Raw genomic sequence first — 19,641 nt, forward strand, 5'->3', positions numbered from 1 at the left:
GTGCTACGGTCCGAGTGATCTACCCGGCGGCGCTGATCGCAGGAACGCGGGACTGCCGGGTAGTTGAGGCGCGCAATAGATCTGCCCGGCCATCCTGCGCACACGTGACGATCACGTGCGGAGCCGTCTGTTGTCGCGCCGATTCGTGGGCCGAGGAGAAGCGTATGAAACGGCACGGTCGGGACAATTTCTACATCGTTGGTGAGGGTGTGTACACCGCGAGGCGCGATGAGGTGTCGGTGCGTCAGGATCCGACCACGGTGGCGGCCCTGCGCAAGTTCCGGTTCTCCCGTCTCGGCCCGCTCGGCGAGCCGGCGGACGATACCCAACGCCAGATCAACGAGGACGTCGCCGTGGCGATGACCACGGACGTCGCCGCCGATCCCGACTCCGACATCCCGGCCGGGTTCACCTACTTGGGCCAGTTCGTCGACCACGACCTCACGCTCGACAAGACCGCCGTTCACCTGGGCCAGGACGTCACTGTGGCCGAGTTGCTCCAGGGTCGTTCGCCCGCGCTCGACCTCGATTCGCTGTACGGGCTGGGCCCAGGCCGCGAATCCCGGTTCTACGAGCCTGACGGGGTGCGGTTGCGGCTGGGGGCCACGATCGGGGTCAACTTCCCACCCGGCGATTCGGTCGCGAACAGCGACCAGCAGGGCTTCGACCTGCTCCGGTCCGGGCAGGGGTCCACCCCGGCAGAACGACGGGCGGCGGTCATCCCCGACCTCCGCAACGACGAGAACCTCGCGGTGGCGCAGACCCACCTCATGTTCATCAAGTTCCACAACGCGGTCGTGGCGAAGCTCGTGGGCGACGGCACCCCGAGCTCGCTGTTGTTCGCCGAGGCGCGCGAGTCGGTGGTCAAGCACTACCAGTGGATGCTGCGCCATGACTTCCTGCCGAGGATCGTCGACGAGGCGATCGTGGACGACGTCTTCACCAACGGCCGCCGGTTCTTCGAAATCCCGATGCCGTACCAGGACGACGACCCCGATCTGTATCGAAAGGCATACCTCAAGCGCCCCGGCCCTAGTCGCTGTTACGTCCGGCCCGGCGACACACCGACGATGCCGGTGGAGTTCTCGGTGGCCGCGTTCCGGTTCGGACACAGCATGGTGCGGGAGTCGTACGAATGGAACCGCGTGTTCAGGACAGCCGGCCCCGGTGGCCCGGGCCTGCTCGATCTGCTGTTCCGGTTCAGCGGCACGAGCGGGAACCTTTCCCCCACGGGTGACATCAACGATCCCAACTCGCCCGGATTGGAGCGGCTGCCGAGCAACTGGATCGCTGATTTCCGCCGGCTCTTCGATTTCCGCGACGCGGATCGCCCGGATCTGGTGCCGGCCGACGGCATCAACATGGCCAAGCGGATCGACACGCTGCTCGTCGACCCGCTCGGCAAGCTGCCGCTCGGCGCCTTCGGAGGCCGCCCCGAGCTCCCCGGCGCGGTCGACCGCGCCTTGAACCTGGCGTTCCGCAACCTCACCCGCGCCGGCATGGTGCGCCTGGCGACCGGCCAGCAGATGGCCGGTCTGCTCGAGGTCGAGGTCCTGAAGCCGGAGGACATCATCAACGGCAGCGGCGGTGCGGTGATCCCGACCTCGCCCGACGGCCAGGCGGGGCTCACCGAGGGGCAGAAGGCGTTCTTCGCCGAGCACACCCCGCTGTGGTTCTACATCCTGCGCGAGGCCGAACTGGCCGGTGGGAAGCTGACCGGGGTCGGCGGGCGCATCGTCGCCGAAGTGTTCCACCGCGCGATGGAGGGCAGCACTCACTCCATCGTCCGGGACCCCTCGTGGCGGCCCACGTTCGGCCCGGACCCGGACACCTTCAGGATGGTCCACCTGCTGCTCACCGCTGTCCAGGGCGTCGAATCCAGCCTGTTCCCGCTGGGCTGACCCGGCCCGCTGCACCCCGTCGCCGGTCGCGGTGACGGGGTGCCGACCATGCTCGCGTTCGCCTCGTCCTCGACCCCGGCGGGCCCATCAGGCCGATCTCGTCGAGCACCACGCGGTCGGCGGACGCGAGCTGTTCCACCGCCTCGTTTCGGTTCGCCGTAGGCGCGGCGTGGCACCATCTGGCAGATGACCAGATCCGCTGAGACGGAGCGCCTGCGCGACCTCGCGCGGCTGCGCCGGGTCCGCGACCGGATCGACCGGGAGTACGCGCAGCCGCTGAACGTCGAGGCGCTCGCCCGCGGCGTGAACATGTCGGCAGGACACCTCAGCCGCCAGTTCCGGCTCGCGTACGGCGAGTCGCCGTACTCGTACCTGATGACGCGCCGGATCGAGCGCGCGATGGCGCTGCTGCGCCTCGGCGACCTCAGCGTCACCGAGGTCTGCTTCACGGTCGGCTGCTCGTCACTTGGCACCTTCAGCACCCGCTTCACGGAGCTGGTGGGCGTGCCGCCCAGCGTCTACCGGCAGCGGGCCGCGGACGAGATGGCGGGGATGCCGCCGTGCGTCGCGAAGAAGGTGAGCAGACCGGTCAGGAATCGAGAAGCACGCGCCCCTGAGCCGCACTTAACGTGACCGCCATGGACATCACCATTCACCAGGCCTACCTCCCGCACAACGACAACGCCGCCTCACTGGCCTTCTACCGCGACACCCTCGGCTTCGAGGTTCGGGGCGACGTCGAGTACGGCGGGGTGCACTGGCTCACCGTCGGACCTCCCGGCCAGCCCGACACCTCCATCGTCCTGCACCCGCCGGCCGCCGACCCCGGCATCACCGACGACGAGCGCCGCACCATCACCGAGATGATGGCCAAGGGCACCTTCGCCGGTATCAACCTGGCGACCAAGGACCTCGACGGCACCTTCGAGCGGCTGCAGGCAGGCGATGCCGAGGTCGTCCAGGAGCCGACCGACCAGCCGTGGGGCGTGCGTGACTGCGCCTTCCGCGACCCCGCGGGCAACATGATCCGCATCTTCCAGGTGAGCTGAGCCATGACGTGGAACAAGTGGGTGCGGCAGAGCCACCGTTGGCTGTCGATCACCTTCACGCTGACCGTCGCCATCTGTTTCGTCGCCTTGACCGGGATCCTGCCCTTCTGGGTGTTCTACGTGCCGCTGGTGCCGCTCTTCCTGCTGATGTTCACCGGCCTGTACATGTTCGTGCTGCCGTACGCCGCCAAGCGGCGCGCCGCTGTCCAGAGCTGAGCGCCCGGCCCGACCCACCACTGGAGACACGATGAGCACGGCCACGAGGACCGACACGCGGTCGCCCGCGTTGCACGTCGCCGACAGCCACGACCTGATCCGCGTGCACGGCGCCCGCGTGAACAACCTCAAGGACGTCAGCGTCGAGATACCGAAGCGCAGGCTGACCGTGTTCACCGGTGTCTCCGGGTCGGGCAAGAGCTCGCTGGTGTTCGACACGATCGCCGCGGAGTCGCAGCGGCTGATCAACGAGACGTACAGCGCGTTCGTGCAGGGCTTCATGCCGACGCTGGACCGGCCCGAGGTGGACGTCATGGACGGGCTGACGACGGCGATCGTCGTCGGCCAGGAGCGGATGGGCGCCAACCCCCGCTCCACGGTCGGCACGGTGACCGACGCAAACGCGATGCTCCGGATCCTGTTCAGCCGGCTCGGCCTGCCGCACGTCGGGCCGCCGATCGCCTTCTCGTTCAACGTCCCGACCCGCAGGGCGAGCGGTTCCATGGTCACGGAGAAGGGCAAGGGAGAGCGGACCGTGGTGCGGGGCGCCGTCTACCACGGTGGCATGTGCGCGCGCTGCGAAGGCCGGGGCACGGTCAACGACATCGACCTGACCCAGCTGTACGACGAGAACAAGTCGCTCAACGAGGGCGCGCTCACGATCCCCGGCTACAGCATGGACGGCTGGTACGGGCGCATCTACCGCGGTTGCGGCTACTTCGACCCGGACAAGCCGATCCGTCGGTTCACGAAGAAGGAGCGGCACGACCTCCTCTACAAGGAGGCCACCAAGATCAAGGTCGATGGCGTCAACCTGACCTATGCGGGCCTGATCCCGCAGATCCAGAAGTCGTACCTGTCGAAGGACATCGACTCGCTGCAGCCGCACATCCGCGCGTTCGTCGAGCGGATCGCGACCTTCGCCACCTGCCCCGACTGCGACGGCACCCGGCTCAACGAGGCGGCGAGGTCGTCGAAGATCAAGGGGATCGGCATCGCCGACGCATGCGCGATGGAGATCCGCGACCTCGCCGGATGGGTGCGCGGGCTGGCCGAACCGTCGGCCGCGCCGCTGCTCACGGCGCTGGGCGAGGCGCTCGACGCGTTCGTGGACATCGGGCTGGGTTACCTCTCGCTCGACCGGCCCTCGGGAACGCTCTCGGGCGGCGAGGCGCAGCGCGTCAAGATGATCCGCCACCTCGGCTCGTCGCTCACCGACGTCACGTACGTCTTCGACGAGCCCACGATCGGCCTGCACCCGCACGACATCCAGCGCATGAACGACCTGCTGCTGCAGCTGCGGGACAAGGGCAACACGGTGCTCGTCGTCGAGCACAAGCCGGAGGCGATCGCCATCGCCGACCACGTCGTCGACCTCGGCCCCGGTGCCGGCGCCGGCGGAGGTGAGGTGGTCTTCGAAGGCACCCTCGACGGGCTGCGGGCGAGCGACACGATCACCGGGCGCCACCTCGACGACCGCGCGTCGCTGAAGCCGTCGGTGCGGACGCCGTCGGCGGCGCTGGAGGTGCGTGGCGCCAGCACCCACAACCTGCAGGGCGTCGACGTCGACATCCCGCTCGGCGTGCTCGTGGTGGTCACCGGCGTTGCCGGCTCGGGCAAGAGCTCGCTGATCCACGGCTCGGTGGCGGGCCGGGACGGTGTGGTGGTGGTCGACCAGGGTGCGATCCGCGGCTCGCGCCGGAGCAACCCGGCGACGTACACCGGCCTCCTCGACCCTATCCGCAAGGCGTTCGCGAAGGCGAACGGCGTGAAGCCTGCCCTGTTCAGCGCCAACTCCGAGGGCGCATGCCCCGCCTGCAACGGCGCAGGCGTCATCTTCACCGAGCTGGGTTTCATGGAAACCGTCTCCACTACCTGCGAGGAGTGCGAGGGGAAGCGGTTCCAGGCGGCTGTGCTGGAGTACAAGCTGGGCGGCCGCGACATCACCGAGGTGCTCGGGATGTCGGTGGCCGAGGCCGAGGCGTTCTTCGGCGCGGGCGAGGCGCGTACACCGGCCGCGCACGCCATCCTCGACCGGCTCGCCGATGTCGGGCTCGGCTACCTCACCCTCGGCCAACCGCTCACCACGCTGTCCGGCGGCGAGCGGCAGCGGCTCAAGCTGGCCACCCACATGGCCGAGAAGGGCGGCGTCTACGTCCTCGACGAGCCGACCACCGGCCTGCACCTCGCCGACGTCGAGCAGTTGCTCGGCCTGCTCGACCGGCTCGTCGACTCCGGCAAGTCGGTGATCGTCATCGAGCACCACCAGGCGGTCATGGCGCACGCGGACTGGATCATCGATCTCGGTCCCGGTGCCGGCCACGACGGTGGCCGGGTCGTGTTCGAGGGCACGCCCTCCGACCTCGTCGCCACCGGCTCGACGCTCACCGGCGAGCACCTCGCGGCGTACGTCGGCGGGTGACCGGTCAGACGACGGAGCCGGCCGGCCCCGCCAGTACCGCAACGCCTGCCGTCGCGAAGTTGGCCAGGTCGGCCCGGGTCGCCCGGCCCTCCGGTCCCGCCATGCCCGCGCCGTAGGCCGCCTCGGACTCGTACTCCATCACCGCCACCAGGTAGTACGGGGGCAACGTGCCGTCCGGGCCCGGTCCGGGCCTCGTCACCGTGTAGCGCTGCAGGCCGGGGATCGTGGCGGCGAGCGGCGCATGGACCTCGTCGTAGTGTTCGTCGAACTTGGAAGGGTCCTCGGGGTGGTTGTAGAGCACAGTGACCTGGAACACGAGACCTCCTTGCCGCGGGGACAGGAGTCATCTGTAGCGAATCGATGACGTCCGGGGACACGACATTTCCACGACGTGGGACGGAAGGCGAGAGTGCGGAATGCCCCTTCTCGGGCGGGAACCCGAGCTGAAGGAGTTGGTCGAGCTCGTCGACGAGCCGGGCGGGCGAACCGGGATGATCGTCCGGGGTGAGGCGGGTATCGGGAAGTCCGCGCTCGTGCGCGAGGTCGTCTCTGCCGCGTCGGTGTCGGGCGTGCGAGTGCTCACGACGACCGGCACGGAAGCCGAGCAGAACCTGCCCTATGCGGGGCTGCACCAGCTGCTCCACCCCATCCGCTCCGGGATCGACGCGCTGCCCGCGCCGCAGCGGGACGCCATGCGGTCGGCGCTCGGCATGGCCGCCGCCCCGGAGCCGGGCGCGTACCTCGTCGGTCTCGCCGCCTTGACCTTGCTGGCCGAGCACGCCGCCGTAAAGCCGCTGCTGGTCGTCGCCGAGGACGTGCACGTGCTCGACCCCGCAAGCGCGGACGCGCTCGCCTTCGTGGCACGCCGGATCGAGTCCGAGCCCGTGGTGGTCGTCGCCACGGCCCGGGACAGCGTGCGCACGCCGCTCGACGATGCCGGGCTCTCCACCATGGACCTCGACCGGCTGTCCGATGAGGACGCGAGCGAGGTACTGGACGCGGTCGCCCCTGCCGTGCCGCCCGCGGTCCGGGTGCGGCTGCTCGCGGCAGCCGCAGGCAACCCGCTTGCGCTGACCGAGCTGCCGGCGGCCGTCCGCCGGCTCGATGTGCTCGATCCGGTGCTGCCGCTCACCGATCGGCTCGAGACCGCGTTCACCGCCCGGCTCGCGGGCCTGCCGGCACCCACCCGGGCCGCCGTGCTGGTCTCGGCGCTCGACGACGGGACGTCGGTCGCCGAGGTGCTCGCCGCGACCAGCCTCGTCCTCGGTGCGACGGCCGAGCCAGAGGTGCTGGCGCCTGCCGTCGACGTCCGGCTGGTCGAGCTCGGCGACGGCGCCGTCGTGTTCCGGCACCCGCTGATGCGCTCCGCCGTTCCGCGGGCGGCTGACCTCACCGCCCGCAGGCAGGCGCACCTGGCGCTGGCCGAGGTCCTGCGTGCCGAGCCGGACCGCCGCGCGTGGCACCGGGCGGCCGCGACCGCCCAGCCCGACGAGACGGTGGCCGTCGAACTGGAGGGAGCCGCCGACAGGGCGCTGCTGCGTGGCGGGGTCGCGGCCGCGACGGCGGCGCTGGAGCAGGCGGCCCGCCTGAGCGAGCATCCCGTCCGCCGGGCCGACCGGCTGTTGCGCGCGGCCCAGCTGGCGGTCGAGTCGGGACGGCGGGAGTCGGCCGAGCACCTGGTGCGAGACGCCCGGACGCTGGAGCTGTCCGCCCAGCAGCGAGCCACCGCCAGTTGGTTGCTCAGCGGGTTCGAGGACGGCGTGCGGGAGGACGACTCGCGGGTCCCGGAGCTCGGCGAGCTGGCCACGGCGGTCGCCGACGACGGGGAGGCCGAGCTGGCGGCCCGGGTCCTGTGGGGAGCCGCGATGCGGTGCTTCTGGTCCGAACCCGGGCCGGTCGCGCGCCGCTCGTTGCTCGCGGTGGCGGACCGGCTGCTCCCGGCTGACGAGGACCCGCGCCGCGTCGCGGTCACCGCGTACGTGGCGCCGTTCGACCGCGGCACTACGGTCCTGCACAGCCTGCGCAGGCTGGCGCGGGTGGCAGGCGCCGACCCGGAGGTCGACCGCTTCCTCGGCAGCGCGGCGCTGCAGATCGGGGCCTTCGACCTGGCCGCGACGTTCTCCGCCGCCGCGGCGCCGGGCTTCCGCGCGGACGGCAGGCTCGGGCTGCTGGCACGGGCACTGGCCGTCCAGGCGTGGAGCCTCGTCCGGCTCGGCGATCTCGCAACGGCCGCGCCGATCGCGGCGGAGGGCGCCCGCCTCGCGCGGGAGACGAGCCAGCCGTTCATGCGCGGCCTCGCCACCGCCGTCCAGGCCGAGATCGCGGCGCTCCGCGGCGACCACGAGCAGGCGAGGACGCTCGCCGACGAGGCCGAACGGGTGAGCCTCGCCGCGGGGGCCCGGCCGGTGCTGGCCACCGTCGCGCTCGCGCGCGGTCTCACCGCCCTCGGCGAGGGGCGGTTCGACGACGCGTTCGACGATCTTCGCCGCATCCTCGATCCCACGGACCCCGCCTACCAGCTGGCGCTGCGCGCCTACTGCGTCGCGGAGCTCACGGAGGCGGCCGTCCGCGCCGGCCGGACCGAACAGATGCGGCAGATCATGGCCGGCCTGGAGTCGCTCGCCGCGTCGACGCCTTCCCCGGCCCTGCACGTCGGACTGCGCTACGCCCGCGCGGTGCTCGCGCCGAACGAGGACGCGGAGCAGCTGTTCCGGGCGGCCCTGCGGGAGGACCTGTCCGGCTGGCCCATGGAGCGGGGCCGGCTCCAGCTGGCGTTCGGCGAGTGGCTCCGACGTCAGCGCCGGGTGGTGGAGTCGCGCACGCACCTGCGCGCGGCCCGGGAGACCTTCGACGCCCTCGGCGTTCTCGCGTGGAGCCAGCGGGCGCGGCGCGAGCTGCGCACGGCGGGGGAGTCCAGCCCGAACCGCGATCCGGACGCGCGCGACCGGCTCACCCCGCACGAGCTCGGCATCGCCCGGCTCGCCGCAGAGGGGCTGACGAACAAGGAGATCGGGCAGCGGCTCTACCTCTCCCACCGCACTGTGGGCACGCACCTGCACCGGATCTTCCCCAAGCTGGGCGTGAGCTCCCGTGCCGAGCTGGGGAGGATGCTCGAGACACTCCCGGTGGTCGAGTAGGGACGGCGCCCCAGCGCCGCGCCGGCCCTGACGGGCCGGCGCTACTCGACCACCGGGAGGGCCCTGGGGCCAGGCGCTACTCGACGTGCGGGTGTGGCCGCTCAGCCGGCTGCAGCCTGGTGGATCACGTCGACGACGGCCTGCGGGTTCGCGGCGGGCACTGCGTGCGGGGACCGGACCTCGGTGACGACCGCCTGGGCCCGCTGGGCCTCGAACCGCTCCGCCTCCGGTGAGATGGCCTTGTCCTCGGTAGCCACGATCGCGTGCTTGCGGATGCCGGCGGGCGCCGCAGCGGTGATCTTCTCGTCGAACGCCGACGCCAGGATCGGCCGTTGCTCCGCCGCGGACGCCGCGACATCCGCGGCGGGGAGACCGCCGGCGAAGAGGGCCGCGAAGCTCTCCGGGTTGACGTACAGCTCGGGGCCGTCCGGGCCGTCGACGGTGTGCGTGCTGGTCGGGCCGATGAGCGAGCCGGGGAACTGCGAGTTCAGCTGTCCCGCCATCTCGCCGGCCTGCGGGATGAACGCCGCCACGTAGACCAGTGCGGTGACGTCGGGCGTCCGGTTCGCCAGCTCGCTGATCAGGAGACCGCCGTAGGAGTGCCCGACGAGGATCTTCGGCCCCTCGATCGCGGCGACGGCTCCTTCGATCGCGCCGACGTCGGCCGCGACACCGCGCAGCGGCACCGCGGGGGCGAACACGGGGTAGCCATCGGCCTGGAGCCGCTTCACGACCGGGCTCCAGGACGAGGCGTCCTCGAAGGCGCCGTGCACCAGCACGATCGTGGGTCTCGGTCCGGCGGTCGTCGCCGTCGCGGAGGCAGGTGCGACGGCAGCCACGTCGCCCGGCGCGCCACAGGCGGTCAGGGCCGCGACGGCGATCGCCGCCGCGGCCGCAAGCAGAGGAATCGGGTTCTTCATCGCCTTTCCCGTCCGGTCAGGCGACGGTGGCCTTCCGCGGTGGAGGTGGCCACCGCGGTGTACGCGGTCTCGGACATCAGTGATCCTCCGGTTCATCGGGTTCGTGCCACGCTAAGAACCCGGAACCGGCGGTCGCGCCCGTCGGACGACGTCATGGGTGTACGTCATCGCACGTGACGTACACCGATGGCGTCGGTCGACGGTCGCCGCGCGACTCTCCTCCTCCATAGCGTCGCCGCGAAACGGCGCACAGGAGAGGTCGGATGATCAGCAGGAGACGATTCACGCAGGCGATCGCCGCGTCGTTGGCGGCGCCGTCGTTGGCGGGTTGTTCGTCGACGCCCGCTCGTCCGGCTTCGGGGGCGAACGCCTCCCTCGGCCCGATCAAGCAGATCGACGCGGGCCGCCTCAGCGTGGGGTATGCCGAGTTCGGGCCCGCCGATGGCCCGGTGGTGCTGCTGGTCCACGGCTGGCCGTACGACCCCGGCAGCTTCATCGACGTCGGGCCGGCGCTCGCGGCGGCGGGATACCGCGTCATCTCGCCCTACCTGGCCGGATACGGCCCCACGGTGTTCCTGTCGAAGGACGCCGTCCGGAACGCCCAGCAATCGGCTGTCGCACTCGACATCGTCGCGCTGATGGACGCCCTTCGGATCGATTCGGCGATCCTCGCCGGGTTCGACTGGGGTGCGCGGACCGTGGACGTCGTCGCGGCACTGTGGCCGGAGCGCTGCACGGCGCTCGTCTCGGTGAGCGGCTACCTGATCACCAATCTCCAGGCGAACCTGAAGCCGCTGCCGCCGGCCGCCGAGTACGGATGGTGGTACCAGTACTACTTCGCCACCGAGCGCGGTGTCATCGGCTACCGCGAGAACCGGCACGATTTCAACAGGCTCATCTGGAAGGCCGCGTCCCCGACGTGGAACTTCGACGACGCCACCTACGCGCGCACCGCGGCGTCCTTCGACAACCCGGACCACGTCGACATCGTCGTCCACAACTACCGCTGGCGGCTGAGCCTCGCCCCTGGCGAGCCGCGGTACGACGCGTTCGAGCAGAAGCTCGCCACGGGCCCGCAGATCGCGGTACCGACCATCACCGTGGCCAGCGACTTCGACGGCCCGAACGTGGACGGAAAGGCCTACCGGGACAAGTTCACCGGCAGGTACGAGCACCGGATTCTCGAGGGAATCGGTCACAACGTGCCGCAAGAGGCGCCGGAAGCGTTCGCACAGGCCGTCATCGACGCGGCCCACCTCTGAAAAGCTCCGAGAAAGCGGGAAATCCGATGTCCCCCCTGTTTCGCATCTACCTGATCCGCGGTCTCGTCGCGATCGCTTGGGCCGTGGGCTTCTCGGCGGTCAGCGGCTCGCTCACCGCCCTGAGTGTCGTCCTGCTGATCGTCTACCCGCTCGTCGACGTCGTGGCCTCGCTGCTCGACGCCCGCGAAGACCCTGGTACTCCGGCCCGCATGCTGCAGATCTTCAACACCGCGCTGAGCGCACTGGCAGCACTCGCCCTCGGCCTTGCGGCCCTCGGCGGCGTCGGAGCCGTGCTCTTCGCCTTCGGCGTCTGGGCCATCGTGTCCGGCATCGCGCAGTTCAGCGTCGCCATCCGCCGCCGCGGCACGGACCTGGGCCGTCAGTGGCCGATGCTGATCGCCGGTGCCCTCTCGGTCATCGCCGGTGCGACGTACCTGCCCGCCGCCCTCGGCGATGCCCCCGCACTCACCATGCTGGTCGTCTACACCGCAGCGGGAGGGATCTTCTTCGTCCTGCAGGCCGCGAGCCTGGCGTGGCGGCAGCGCCGGCACACCGCGCAGGTCTGATCGGATCCGCGCTCACCGGCGACTCGTGGGCAACCGGGAACTGAGCGATGATCTTCTTACGGAGGGCTGTGGCGCACCTCGACGCGCAGGATGCGGTCGTCGCCAGTGCGGGGGGTGCTGCCGCCCCAGGTCGCGCGGTCGGTGTTCGACGTGATGATCCACAGCGCTCCGTCAGGGGCGACCTCGACCGTGCGGATCCGGCCGAAGTCGCCCACGAAGTGCGCGATCGGGTCGGCGTTCGCGATGCCGTTCTCGACGGGGAGCTGCCAGAGACGCCTGCCGCCCAGTGCCGCGATCCACAGCGAGCCCTCGGCGTACGCGACGCCCGACGGGCTCGCCTCGTCGGGGTGGATGGTGGCGATCGGGGCCTCGCCCGTCGACCCGGCGATGCCCTCGGTCGCGGGCCATCCGTAGTCGGCGCCGGCGCGCAGCACGTTGACCTCGTCCCAGGTGCGATGCCCGAGCTCGGACGCGTATGACGTGCCGTCGGGCCCGAAGGCGATCCCCTGGACGTTGCGGTGCCCGCTGGAGTAGATCGGCGACGGACCGGGGTTGTCGTCGGGGGTGGAGCCGTCGACCGCGATGCGGAGGATCTTGCCGTTGAGGGAGTTGTCGGTGGCGGCGTTCTCGGGCTCGAAGGCGTCCCCCGTCCCGATCCAGAGGTGCCCGTCGGGCCCGACGACGATGCGGCCGCCGTGGTGCCGGTCCGCGGTCTGGATGCCGTCGAGCAGCACCCGGTCGGCGGTGAGGGAGCCGTGGTCCTCGGCGATGGTGAGCGCGACGATCCGGTTCTGGTCCGGCCCGGAGACGGACGCGAAGACGGTGCGGTCGGTCGCGAACGCGGGGGACGCGGCGATGCCGAGCAGTCCTCCCTCCGAGCTCGCGTGCACGCCCGGGACGACGCCGACCCTCCGCGCAGCGCCGCCTTCCGCCGGGATGCGCAGGATCTCTCCGCTGATGCGCTCGGAAACGAGCGCCGAGCCGTCGGGGAGGAAGGTGAGCCCCCATGGCGCCTCCAGACCCGTCGTCAGCTCGATCGGCTCGCCGAGAGTCGCGACCGGGCCCATCGGTGCGGTGCTCGCGGGCGCGGACCGGGCCGGCGTCGTCACCGGCTGCTCCGGAGCGCCCGAGCAGCCGCTCACGGCGATGGCGATCGACGCCGCGACTGCCGCACGTGACCACGAGCGGCCGTTCATCAGGCGGCCCCACCGTTGACGTAGAGGACCTGACCGTTCACCCAGCGGGCGGGCCCCGCGAGGAACGCGACGGCCTCGGCGATGTCCTCCGGTGTACCGAGCCGTTCCATCGGGTTCATCCCCGCGATCCGGTCGATCACCTCCTGGCTCTTGCCCTCGAAGAACAGGGGCGTCGCGGTGGGGCCGGGCGCGACGGCGTTGACCGTGATGTCGCGGCCGCGCAGCTCGCGCGCGAGGATCAGCGTCAGCGCCTCGACGGCTCCCTTGGACGCGGCGTAGGCGCCGTAGCTCGGGATCTGCAGCCGGGTGACCGACGTGGAGAAGTTGATGATCGCGCCCCCGCCCCGCACGCGCCGGGCGGCGAGCTGGTCGACGACGAACGTCCCGCGGACGTTGGTGCGCTGGACGCGGTCGAAGGTGTCGAGATCCATCTCTGCGATGGGTGCCAGCGGCATGATGCCCGCGGTGTGGACGACGACGTCGAGGCCGCCGAACTCGCGTTCCGCGACGTCGAACACCGCGGCCATCGCCGCCTCGTCCGCGACGTCCCCGCCCGCGATGACCGCTCGGCCCCCGGCACGCGTCACGGCGTCCGCCGTCTCATGGGCGCGGTCCTTATTGCCCGCGAAGTGCACCACGACGGCGAAGCCGTCGGCGCCGAGGCGCTCGGCACCCGCCCGCCCGATGCCGCCGGAACCGCCGGTGACGAGCGCGACCCGCTCTGCGTTGGTGGCCATGGTCCTGCCTCCACTAAGATATGGACGGTTGGTTCACATACAAGGCTACGCCCCAAAATGAACAATCAGTCCATAAATGAGGAGGCGGTATGACCGACGTCACACCGGTGCGGCGGGGTCGGGGGCGACGGCCCGCCGCCGAGGTGCGCGGCGCCGTGCTCGCGGCGGCCGGTCGAATCCTGCTGCACGACGGCATGCAGGCGATCACGTTCGATCGCGTGGCGGCGGAGGCGGGATCCAGCAAGACGACCCTCTACAAGTGGTGGCCGTCTCCGGGGGCGCTCGCAGCCGAGGCCTACTTCGCCCAGAGCCGACGGGTACTGGACTTCCCCGACACCGGCGATGTGCGAGCCGACCTGATCGCCCAGCTCCGCGCGTTCGTCCGCTGGCTGAAGGACGACGGGGCCGAGAAGCCCGTGTCCGAGCTCATCGGCGCAGCCCAGATGGACCCGAGCCTCGCCCGCGCCTGGTCGGAGAGCTACGCGCTCCCGCGGCGCGATCTCGCCCGGGAGCGCCTGCGGGTCGCTCAGCGGCAGGGTCAGCTGCGCACGGACGCCGACCTCGACATCATCGTCGACCACCTGTGGGGCGCCTGCTACCACCGGCTCCTCGTGCTCAAGGTGCCCTTCGACGAGTCGATCGTCGAGCCCCTCGTCGACCACGCCCTGTACGGGGCGGCACCGCGAGGAGCGTGACCGGGCCTTCGGCGAAGCCGGCGCGGCGCGGCGAGGTCGCCGTGCTCGCGGCCGTTACCGGATGTCGTGGTCGGGGTGGGTCCGGTCGTACCGGTGGCGGGCCTCCGCGATGACGGGGCGATGGGTGAGAGACCAGTCGGCGAGCGCTTTGACCAGGTGGGTCAGGCTGGCCCCGGTGTCGGTCAGGCGGTAGTCGACCTGGGCCGGGACGGTCGGGTACACGGTGCGGACGACGAGTCCGTCGCGTTCCAGCCTGCGCACGGTGAGGGTGAGCATGCGCTGGGAGATGCCGTCGATCGCGCGCTGGAGTTCGCGGAAGCGGCGTGGCCTGCCGGCGAGTTCGACGATCACGAGTACCGACCACTTGTCGCCGACGCGGTCCTGGATATCGCGGATCCCGCAGTCCGGGTGATCTTCGCGGCCGCAGGGGTCGAGGTCGGCGGGTTGGGGGGTTACCCCGGTGTGCGTGAGTGACATCGAACTGCCTCCTTGTCGGCGGTGGCGGGGCGCTGCATGCCCGCGGTGCGACCGCGACGCAGCCGCACCCCGGGTGACGGGATGCGGCGGCTCGATTTCGACGACCGCTCCAGCCTCGACCTTGCTGGTGTATCGACCCTCGTGCTGATCTCCGCCGGGTATGCCGAGGACGACCAGGTCATCGCGCGGCACACGGCTGCCCTGGATGCCGCCGTCCGAGACGGCGTGCGGCACGTCGTCTACACCAGCCTGACCGGTGCAGGCGACCACCTCGGCTTCGCACTGGCGCACCGTGCGACCGAACGGCTCGTGCGCACCTGTGGCGTGCCGTGGACGATCCTGCGGAACGGTCTGTACGCCGAGCTCTTCGGCGGTCTGCTGACGTGGGCCGGCGACCGGGTTGAGTCCGCATTCGGCGACGGAGCCATGGCCGCGGTCGCTCGTGCGGACCTCGCCGAGGCTGCGGCGATCATCGCGGCGGATCCGGCACAGCCAGCGGGCAGACCTACGATCTGGTCGGCACGCCGATCACGGCATCGCAGGTAGCCGACGGGCTCGGGGTCCCGCGCCGCACCATCGGCCTCGGCGAGTACCGGCGCAGGCTGCTCGAGGGGATGCCGGAGTTGCTGCCGTTCCAGCCGCCCATGCTCGTATCGATTGCCACCGGCATCCGGCACGGCTTCCTGGACGGCACCGGCCCCGATCTCGCCGACATCCTCGGCCGCCCGGTCAGCGACCCATTGACCACGGCCGTCTCGATCGCCTCTGCCACGAGACCAGTGCGCAGCCGGACAGCGGCAGGTGCGCGGCCCGCAACGGCATGAGCGCTCAGGCGTTGTAGCCGCCGTCGACGTCCAGCGAGGCGCCGGTGATGTACGCGGCGTCCGGTCCGGCGAGGAACGTCACCGCGGCCGCGACCTCGTCCACGGTGCCCCACCGGGGCAGGCAGAGCCGCTCGATCAACGGCCCTAGCTTCTCCTGGTTGCCGGCGACCAGGTCGGTGGCCATCGGTCCGGCGTGCACCACGTTCGCGGTCACATGGCGTGCGCCGAGATCACGAGCCAATCCCTTGGTGTAACCGTCGATGGCGGCTTTGGACGCGGCGTTGTCGGCCACACCGGGCATGCCGGCCCGGACGCCCTGGCCGGAGCCGATCAGAATGATCCGGCCGTTGTCGGAGATCACTCGCGCGGCGGCCCGGACGGTGGCCATCAGTCCGGCCCGGGTCACCGCCCAGAACCGATCGAACAGTTCCTCGTCCCGGTCCGGGTCGTCGACCCGGCCGAAGGCGTCGATCGAGGCGTTGGCGACCAGGATGTCGAGTGCGCCGAAGCGGTCCAGGACCCGCCGAGCCAGGCCGGCGGCGGCCGCCGCGTCGGCCTGGTCGGCCTGGAACCCCTCGGCCGCGCCACCACCGGCGCGGATCTCTCGGGTCAGCGACTCAGCGGCGGCGCTGGAGCGGACGTAGCTGAAGGCGACGGAGGCACCGCGCGCGGCCAGGGCGCGGACGGTGGCCGCGCCCAGGCCGCGGGTCCCGCCGGTGACGAGAGCGGTGCGGCCGGTGAGCGTTTGGTCCATGATGATTCCCTTTCTCGCGCTACAGGATCTTGATGTTGAGGGAGAAATCGTCGTGCCGGATGCCCTGGCCGAGGATCACCAGACCCATGCCTTCCAGCCAATGCGCGAACGTCAAGTCGCCGGTGTCCAGTGGGCGCAGCCCGAGGCTCGCGATGAATGAGGAGACCGTTGCCTTCGCATCGGTGTCGTCACCGGCGATGAACACGTCAACGGGATGGCCCGCTGTCTCACCGGCCGCAAGGACGCCGGAGAACAGGGTGTTGAACGCCTTGACGACCGTCGTACCCGGGGCGGCCGCCGCGGCGATCTCCTGGGCGGCGGAGCTGTCGCGCGGTGTGACCAGCCCGGTGTGCGCCGAATCGAAGGGGTTGCTGATGTCGACGATGACCTTGCCGGCCAGTACCGGCCCGTAGTCGGAAACGATCGATGCCGCGCCGGCGTAGGGCACGGCGAGGATGACGATGTCGCCGGTGGGCGCGTCGCCGACGGCGCTCGCGGTGGCGGTCCCGCCGAGGTCGGCGGCGAGCGCGGCAGCCCTGGCCGCGTCACGGCCGATGATCTGCACGTCGTGACCCGCGCCGCTGGCTCGCACACCCAACGTGCGGGCCATGGTCCCCAGGCCGATGATGCTGATCTTCGTCATGATGTGTGCTTCCTTCGTTGGCGGAAAGTTCGGAACTATTTCAGGCGCTGGCGAGAGCTACGTGATTCCGGACCGCGTCCAGGCCGGCAGCATGCGAAACGATTGGTTCGTATCCGAGCTCTGCTACGGCCTTGTCCGCCCGCAGGGTGCACGGCTGCCCGAGAAACCATCGAGCGGGCACGGGGACCTCGCGGGTGGCGGTCTCGGCGTCCAGGTCGGGAATCGGCGTGTCGACGCCGTGGATGTCGAACAACGCCTCGAGGAAATCACGCAGGATGACGCGGTGCTGGTCGGTCACGAAGTAGGCCTCGCCCGGCCGGCCGCGGTGCCATCCGAGCAGAAGGCCCTCGACGGCGTTGTCGACGAACGTGATGTCAGTTGTGTGCCGGCCGCCTTCGATCCACGCGAACTGCCCTGCCTTGGCCGCGGCCACCAGGCCGTCGGTGAGGATGCTGTCGGGTCCCCAGACGAACCTCGGACGGATGGACACCGTGGCGAAGCCCGGGGCGTTCGCGTCGAGCACGATCTTCTCGGCATCGGCCTTCGCCGCACAGTAAGCGGCCTCCGAGTCCGGCCGAAGCGGCGCGGTCTCGTCGACGTCCACGAGCGGGTCGCCTGCGAGGAGCGCTGCTTCGCTACCGCAGTGGACGAACCGTGGAACCTGCGCGTGGCGGGCCGCATCGACCGCTGCCCGGGTCCCGCGAACCGAGACACGTTGATGGCGCTCACGGTCAGCGGCGATGTCCGTCTCGGCAGCGAGGTGGAACACCACGTCGCTGCCCACGACCTCGTCCTGCCACGTGGCCGGGTCGGTCAACTCGCCCCGCACGGGCACTGCGCCCAGCGCCGACACCTTCGCTGCCGACGCCTCACTGCGGACCAGAACACGTACCGCGTTCCCCTCGTCGAGGAGCCGGCGTACCAGCACCTGGCCGATGAACCCCGAACCGCCGGTGACGAAAACCCGCGCCATGAGACTCCCCTTCGTCCGCTACAAGTCCCTCGCTCGCCATGGGGCGACGAGAGCGTCGTGAGCTGGAGCAAGCGGCGAGCCTCGAGCATTCCCTCGACAACATCGATACTTTGGGGGACAGCGATAAAATTTCTGAATGATCCGGTGTCGACCTCAAAGCCCCGGGTCGAGTTCGGCGGACGATTCCTCGGCCGGCGCAAGCTGCTGTGCGATGTCGGTCGGTACCCGAAGACCGGTGCTGCGAAGATCACTGACCAGTTGGGCGGCGAGTGGGTCGCGCGAGGTCTTGGTGATGGCGACGAGGCGTCGTTTCCATCGAGGCTCGAAGGGGCGGACCGCCCCTGCGAAGCCGGCGGTGATGGCGCTGACCGGAACGACGGTCACGCCCAGCCCCGCTGCCGCCAGCTGGGGCGCGTGGGTCGTCACGGCGGTGCGAACCACTGCCGGCCCACGCAGGTCGACATCGTCGAGGTGGCTCTCGATCCATGTGCCGAGCCTGTTCTCGGGCGTGAAGTGCACGAACGGCTGTCCTTGGAGATCCCGTGGCCGGATGGCTGGCCGGGAGGCGAGTGGGTGCTGTGCCGGGAGGGCTACGACGATCTCCTCCTCGGCGACCGTGGTCGTCTCGAACCCCGCGCCGCCGAGGTCGGGGAACAGCAGGAGGTCGGTCTCGCCGGCCTCCAGCATGGCGAAGGCGGATTCCGGGTCCGTGCTCTCCCGGAGGGAGATCACGACGTCGGGGCGGTCGAGGTTCCAGCGGGCCAGTACGGGCGCCAGCAACGCCACCGTGAGGCTCTGCGCGCACACCACCCGGACGATGCCTCCGACTCCCTGCCCGACCGCGCGGGCGAGCCGGATGGCGTCGCCGGCCGCGGCCACCGCCCGACGCGCCTCGGGCAGCGCTGCGCGCCCAGCGGCGGTGAGGCGCACGCCGCGGCGGTCGCGCGTCAGGAGTGCTGTCCCGGCCTCGCGTTCGAGAGCTGCCAGCTGATGTGAGATCGCAGGTTGCGAGAGATGGAGGTGCCGCGCGGCGCGGGTCACCGACCCCAGATCAGCGGCGGCGAGCAGGCACTCGAACGCCCTCAGGCTTGGCATGAGCAAAATCTATCATAAATCGTACTTTTATCGATTGAAGTACGGGAAGAACTGCTCGCCGCCCGGCCGTTGCACTGACGGACAGGAACGGCGTATCAGTCCAACGTGTGGAGATCGACGTGTTTGAAGCAATAAACTGGCCGGCGGACATGACTCCCAGTCAGTCCCCGATCCACTTCACCAACGAGCTCGAGGTCGCGGCCTCTCCCGAAACGATCTGGTCCCTGCTCGTCGATCCCAAGGCGTGGCCCGACTTCTACCCGGGCGTCGAACATGTCCAGCTGCTCGACGGTCACGACTCGCTGCGTCTCGGCACGCGGTTCGAAACGAATCTGGCCGGCCAAGACGTCTTCGCGTCCGTACAGGAGTTCGAACCCATGACGCGCATCGCCTGGGGCGGCTACCCCAAAGCCTCGGATGCGGCCAAGGCCTATCACGCTTGGATCATCACTCCCACACCGACGGGATGTCACCTCTGGACCGAAGAGACGATGCAGGGCTCATTCTGGATCGAATTGGCGAAGAACGCTCCCGACGGCTTCTGGCGCACACGAGAGACTGCTCGCGGCGCTCGCCAAGGTCGCCACCGAGGGTGGTGGCTCTCGTATCGGATGAGATCCGAGGGCGCGGTGGGTGGCGAACGCCAGTAGGCGAAGCGCACCGCGCGAACTTCGTCGTCATCGCGACCGCGGCACCCGCGGCCGGCGGGAAGCCGGACGCGGATGCCGCGCTCACCTCAACCGGCCCCGCCGCTCTGCGTGTGATCGCGGAGGG

General features: G+C 70.6%; 21 protein-coding genes. 12 read left to right on the forward strand and 9 right to left on the reverse strand.

The genetic code is table 11. From position 1 onward, the window contains the following. The first annotated feature begins 164 nt into the window (after nt 1-164). From K1T35_RS04055 to K1T35_RS04075, 5 genes are all read left to right on the forward strand, one after another. Nucleotides 165-1,901: a heme peroxidase family protein gene (locus K1T35_RS04055; RefSeq protein WP_220258843.1), complete on the forward strand. Its 1,737-nt coding sequence runs from the start codon at nt 165-167 to the stop codon at nt 1,899-1,901. 186 nt (nt 1,902-2,087) lie between these two features. Further along, nucleotides 2,088-2,534 (forward strand): helix-turn-helix transcriptional regulator, encoded by a 447-nt coding sequence (locus K1T35_RS04060; RefSeq protein WP_220258844.1) that lies wholly within the window; start codon nt 2,088-2,090, stop codon nt 2,532-2,534. Nucleotides 2,535-2,539: 5 nt separating this feature from the next. After that, a complete protein-coding gene (locus K1T35_RS04065) occupies nt 2,540-2,950 on the forward strand; it encodes a VOC family protein (protein ID WP_220258845.1) in 411 nt (136 codons plus the stop codon). 3 nt (nt 2,951-2,953) lie between these two features. Beyond that, nucleotides 2,954-3,166, forward strand: a complete 213-nt coding sequence (locus K1T35_RS04070) for a hypothetical protein (protein ID WP_220258846.1) — start codon at nt 2,954-2,956, stop codon at nt 3,164-3,166. A 31-nt stretch (nt 3,167-3,197) separates the two neighbouring features. Continuing rightward, complete coding sequence (locus K1T35_RS04075; RefSeq protein ID WP_220258847.1) at nt 3,198-5,588, forward strand: excinuclease ABC subunit UvrA; 2,391 nt, start codon at nt 3,198-3,200, stop codon at nt 5,586-5,588. 4 nt (nt 5,589-5,592) lie between these two features. Here the strand turns inward: K1T35_RS04075 and K1T35_RS04080 are convergent, their stop codons facing one another. Next, a complete protein-coding gene (locus tag K1T35_RS04080; RefSeq protein ID WP_220258848.1) occupies nt 5,593-5,904 on the reverse strand; it encodes an EthD family reductase in 312 nt (103 codons plus the stop codon). 100 nt (nt 5,905-6,004) lie between these two features. Between K1T35_RS04080 and K1T35_RS04085 the strand changes: the two genes are divergently transcribed. After that, entirely contained in the window at nt 6,005-8,725 is a 2,721-nt protein-coding gene (locus tag K1T35_RS04085; protein ID WP_220258849.1) for an AAA family ATPase, read from the forward strand. Between the two features lie 101 nt (nt 8,726-8,826). Here the strand turns inward: K1T35_RS04085 and K1T35_RS04090 are convergent, their stop codons facing one another. After that, the gene (locus K1T35_RS04090) at nt 8,827-9,645 is read right to left on the reverse strand and encodes an alpha/beta fold hydrolase (RefSeq protein WP_220258850.1); all 819 of its coding nucleotides are present in this window, start codon (nt 9,643-9,645) and stop codon (nt 8,827-8,829) included. 263 nt (nt 9,646-9,908) lie between these two features. Here K1T35_RS04090 and K1T35_RS04095 point away from each other — a divergent pair, with 263 nt between their 5' ends. Together K1T35_RS04095 and K1T35_RS04100 are read left to right on the forward strand one after the other, a co-directional pair. Beyond that, a complete protein-coding gene (locus K1T35_RS04095; protein ID WP_220258851.1) occupies nt 9,909-10,907 on the forward strand; it encodes an alpha/beta fold hydrolase in 999 nt (332 codons plus the stop codon). A 26-nt stretch (nt 10,908-10,933) separates the two neighbouring features. Continuing rightward, a complete protein-coding gene (locus tag K1T35_RS04100) occupies nt 10,934-11,473 on the forward strand; it encodes a DUF308 domain-containing protein (protein WP_220258852.1) in 540 nt (179 codons plus the stop codon). 56 nt (nt 11,474-11,529) lie between these two features. Here K1T35_RS04100 and K1T35_RS04105 read toward each other — a convergent pair whose 3' ends face one another. Both K1T35_RS04105 and K1T35_RS04110 read right to left on the reverse strand, forming a co-directional pair. Next, nucleotides 11,530-12,669, reverse strand: coding sequence for a sorbosone dehydrogenase family protein (locus K1T35_RS04105; protein ID WP_220258853.1), 1,140 nt, complete (start codon nt 12,667-12,669; stop codon nt 11,530-11,532). After that, entirely contained in the window at nt 12,669-13,406 is a 738-nt protein-coding gene (locus K1T35_RS04110; RefSeq protein WP_220258854.1) for an SDR family oxidoreductase, read from the reverse strand. The genes K1T35_RS04105 and K1T35_RS04110 overlap by 1 nt, the downstream gene beginning before the upstream one ends. An 89-nt stretch (nt 13,407-13,495) precedes the next feature. Here K1T35_RS04110 and K1T35_RS04115 point away from each other — a divergent pair, with 89 nt between their 5' ends. Continuing rightward, nucleotides 13,496-14,101, forward strand: coding sequence for a TetR/AcrR family transcriptional regulator (locus K1T35_RS04115; protein WP_220258855.1), 606 nt, complete (start codon nt 13,496-13,498; stop codon nt 14,099-14,101). 54 nt (nt 14,102-14,155) lie between these two features. Here K1T35_RS04115 and K1T35_RS04120 read toward each other — a convergent pair whose 3' ends face one another. Next, nucleotides 14,156-14,578: a helix-turn-helix domain-containing protein gene (locus K1T35_RS04120; protein WP_220258856.1), complete on the reverse strand. Its 423-nt coding sequence runs from the start codon at nt 14,576-14,578 to the stop codon at nt 14,156-14,158. A gap of 81 nt (nt 14,579-14,659) precedes the next feature. On the opposite strand from K1T35_RS04120, the gene K1T35_RS04125 reads away from it, so the two are divergent. Both K1T35_RS04125 and K1T35_RS04130 read left to right on the forward strand, forming a co-directional pair. Beyond that, nucleotides 14,660-15,124 carry an NAD(P)H-binding protein gene (locus tag K1T35_RS04125; protein WP_220258857.1) on the forward strand — a complete coding sequence of 155 codons (465 nt, stop codon included), beginning with the start codon at nt 14,660-14,662 and terminating at the stop codon, nt 15,122-15,124. 68 nt (nt 15,125-15,192) lie between these two features. Further along, nucleotides 15,193-15,402 carry a hypothetical protein gene (locus K1T35_RS04130; protein WP_220258858.1) on the forward strand — a complete coding sequence of 70 codons (210 nt, stop codon included), beginning with the start codon at nt 15,193-15,195 and terminating at the stop codon, nt 15,400-15,402. Between the two features lie 4 nt (nt 15,403-15,406). On the opposite strand, the gene K1T35_RS04135 is transcribed toward K1T35_RS04130, so the two are convergent. The 4 genes from K1T35_RS04135 to K1T35_RS04150 form a co-directional block, all read right to left on the reverse strand. Further along, complete coding sequence (locus tag K1T35_RS04135; RefSeq protein WP_220258859.1) at nt 15,407-16,156, reverse strand: SDR family NAD(P)-dependent oxidoreductase; 750 nt, start codon at nt 16,154-16,156, stop codon at nt 15,407-15,409. 19 nt (nt 16,157-16,175) lie between these two features. Then, the gene (locus K1T35_RS04140; protein WP_220258860.1) at nt 16,176-16,799 is read right to left on the reverse strand and encodes an NADPH-dependent F420 reductase; all 624 of its coding nucleotides are present in this window, start codon (nt 16,797-16,799) and stop codon (nt 16,176-16,178) included. Between the two features lie 40 nt (nt 16,800-16,839). Further along, nucleotides 16,840-17,772: an NAD(P)-dependent oxidoreductase gene (locus K1T35_RS04145; protein ID WP_220258861.1), complete on the reverse strand. Its 933-nt coding sequence runs from the start codon at nt 17,770-17,772 to the stop codon at nt 16,840-16,842. Between the two features lie 153 nt (nt 17,773-17,925). Next, entirely contained in the window at nt 17,926-18,867 is a 942-nt protein-coding gene (locus K1T35_RS04150; protein ID WP_220258862.1) for a LysR family transcriptional regulator, read from the reverse strand. Between the two features lie 107 nt (nt 18,868-18,974). Between K1T35_RS04150 and K1T35_RS04155 the strand changes: the two genes are divergently transcribed. After that, entirely contained in the window at nt 18,975-19,517 is a 543-nt protein-coding gene (locus K1T35_RS04155; RefSeq protein WP_220258863.1) for an SRPBCC domain-containing protein, read from the forward strand. The last annotated feature ends 124 nt before the right edge of the window (nt 19,518-19,641 follow it).

The sequence above is a fragment of the Pseudonocardia sp. DSM 110487 genome (genome assembly GCF_019468565.1).
Lineage (GTDB): Bacteria > Actinomycetota > Actinomycetes > Mycobacteriales > Pseudonocardiaceae > Pseudonocardia.

Coding starts and splice junctions, on each gene's coding strand:
- K1T35_RS04055 (WP_220258843.1), top strand. CDS start 165: ATGAAACGGCACGGTCGGGACAATTTCTACATCGTTGGTGAGGGTGTG.
- K1T35_RS04060 (WP_220258844.1), top strand. CDS start 2,088: ATGACCAGATCCGCTGAGACGGAGCGCCTGCGCGACCTCGCGCGGCTG.
- K1T35_RS04065 (WP_220258845.1), top strand. CDS start 2,540: ATGGACATCACCATTCACCAGGCCTACCTCCCGCACAACGACAACGCC.
- K1T35_RS04070 (WP_220258846.1), top strand. CDS start 2,954: ATGACGTGGAACAAGTGGGTGCGGCAGAGCCACCGTTGGCTGTCGATC.
- K1T35_RS04075 (WP_220258847.1), top strand. CDS start 3,198: ATGAGCACGGCCACGAGGACCGACACGCGGTCGCCCGCGTTGCACGTC.
- K1T35_RS04085 (WP_220258849.1), top strand. CDS start 6,005: ATGCCCCTTCTCGGGCGGGAACCCGAGCTGAAGGAGTTGGTCGAGCTC.
- K1T35_RS04090 (WP_220258850.1), bottom strand. CDS start 9,645: ATGAAGAACCCGATTCCTCTGCTTGCGGCCGCGGCGGCGATCGCCGTC.
- K1T35_RS04095 (WP_220258851.1), top strand. CDS start 9,909: ATGATCAGCAGGAGACGATTCACGCAGGCGATCGCCGCGTCGTTGGCG.
- K1T35_RS04100 (WP_220258852.1), top strand. CDS start 10,934: ATGTCCCCCCTGTTTCGCATCTACCTGATCCGCGGTCTCGTCGCGATC.
- K1T35_RS04105 (WP_220258853.1), bottom strand. CDS start 12,669: ATGAACGGCCGCTCGTGGTCACGTGCGGCAGTCGCGGCGTCGATCGCC.
- K1T35_RS04110 (WP_220258854.1), bottom strand. CDS start 13,406: ATGGCCACCAACGCAGAGCGGGTCGCGCTCGTCACCGGCGGTTCCGGC.
- K1T35_RS04115 (WP_220258855.1), top strand. CDS start 13,496: ATGACCGACGTCACACCGGTGCGGCGGGGTCGGGGGCGACGGCCCGCC.
- K1T35_RS04120 (WP_220258856.1), bottom strand. CDS start 14,578: ATGTCACTCACGCACACCGGGGTAACCCCCCAACCCGCCGACCTCGAC.
- K1T35_RS04125 (WP_220258857.1), top strand. CDS start 14,660: ATGCGGCGGCTCGATTTCGACGACCGCTCCAGCCTCGACCTTGCTGGT.
- K1T35_RS04130 (WP_220258858.1), top strand. CDS start 15,193: ATGCCGGAGTTGCTGCCGTTCCAGCCGCCCATGCTCGTATCGATTGCC.
- K1T35_RS04135 (WP_220258859.1), bottom strand. CDS start 16,156: ATGGACCAAACGCTCACCGGCCGCACCGCTCTCGTCACCGGCGGGACC.
- K1T35_RS04140 (WP_220258860.1), bottom strand. CDS start 16,799: ATGACGAAGATCAGCATCATCGGCCTGGGGACCATGGCCCGCACGTTG.
- K1T35_RS04145 (WP_220258861.1), bottom strand. CDS start 17,772: ATGGCGCGGGTTTTCGTCACCGGCGGTTCGGGGTTCATCGGCCAGGTG.
- K1T35_RS04150 (WP_220258862.1), bottom strand. CDS start 18,867: ATGCCAAGCCTGAGGGCGTTCGAGTGCCTGCTCGCCGCCGCTGATCTG.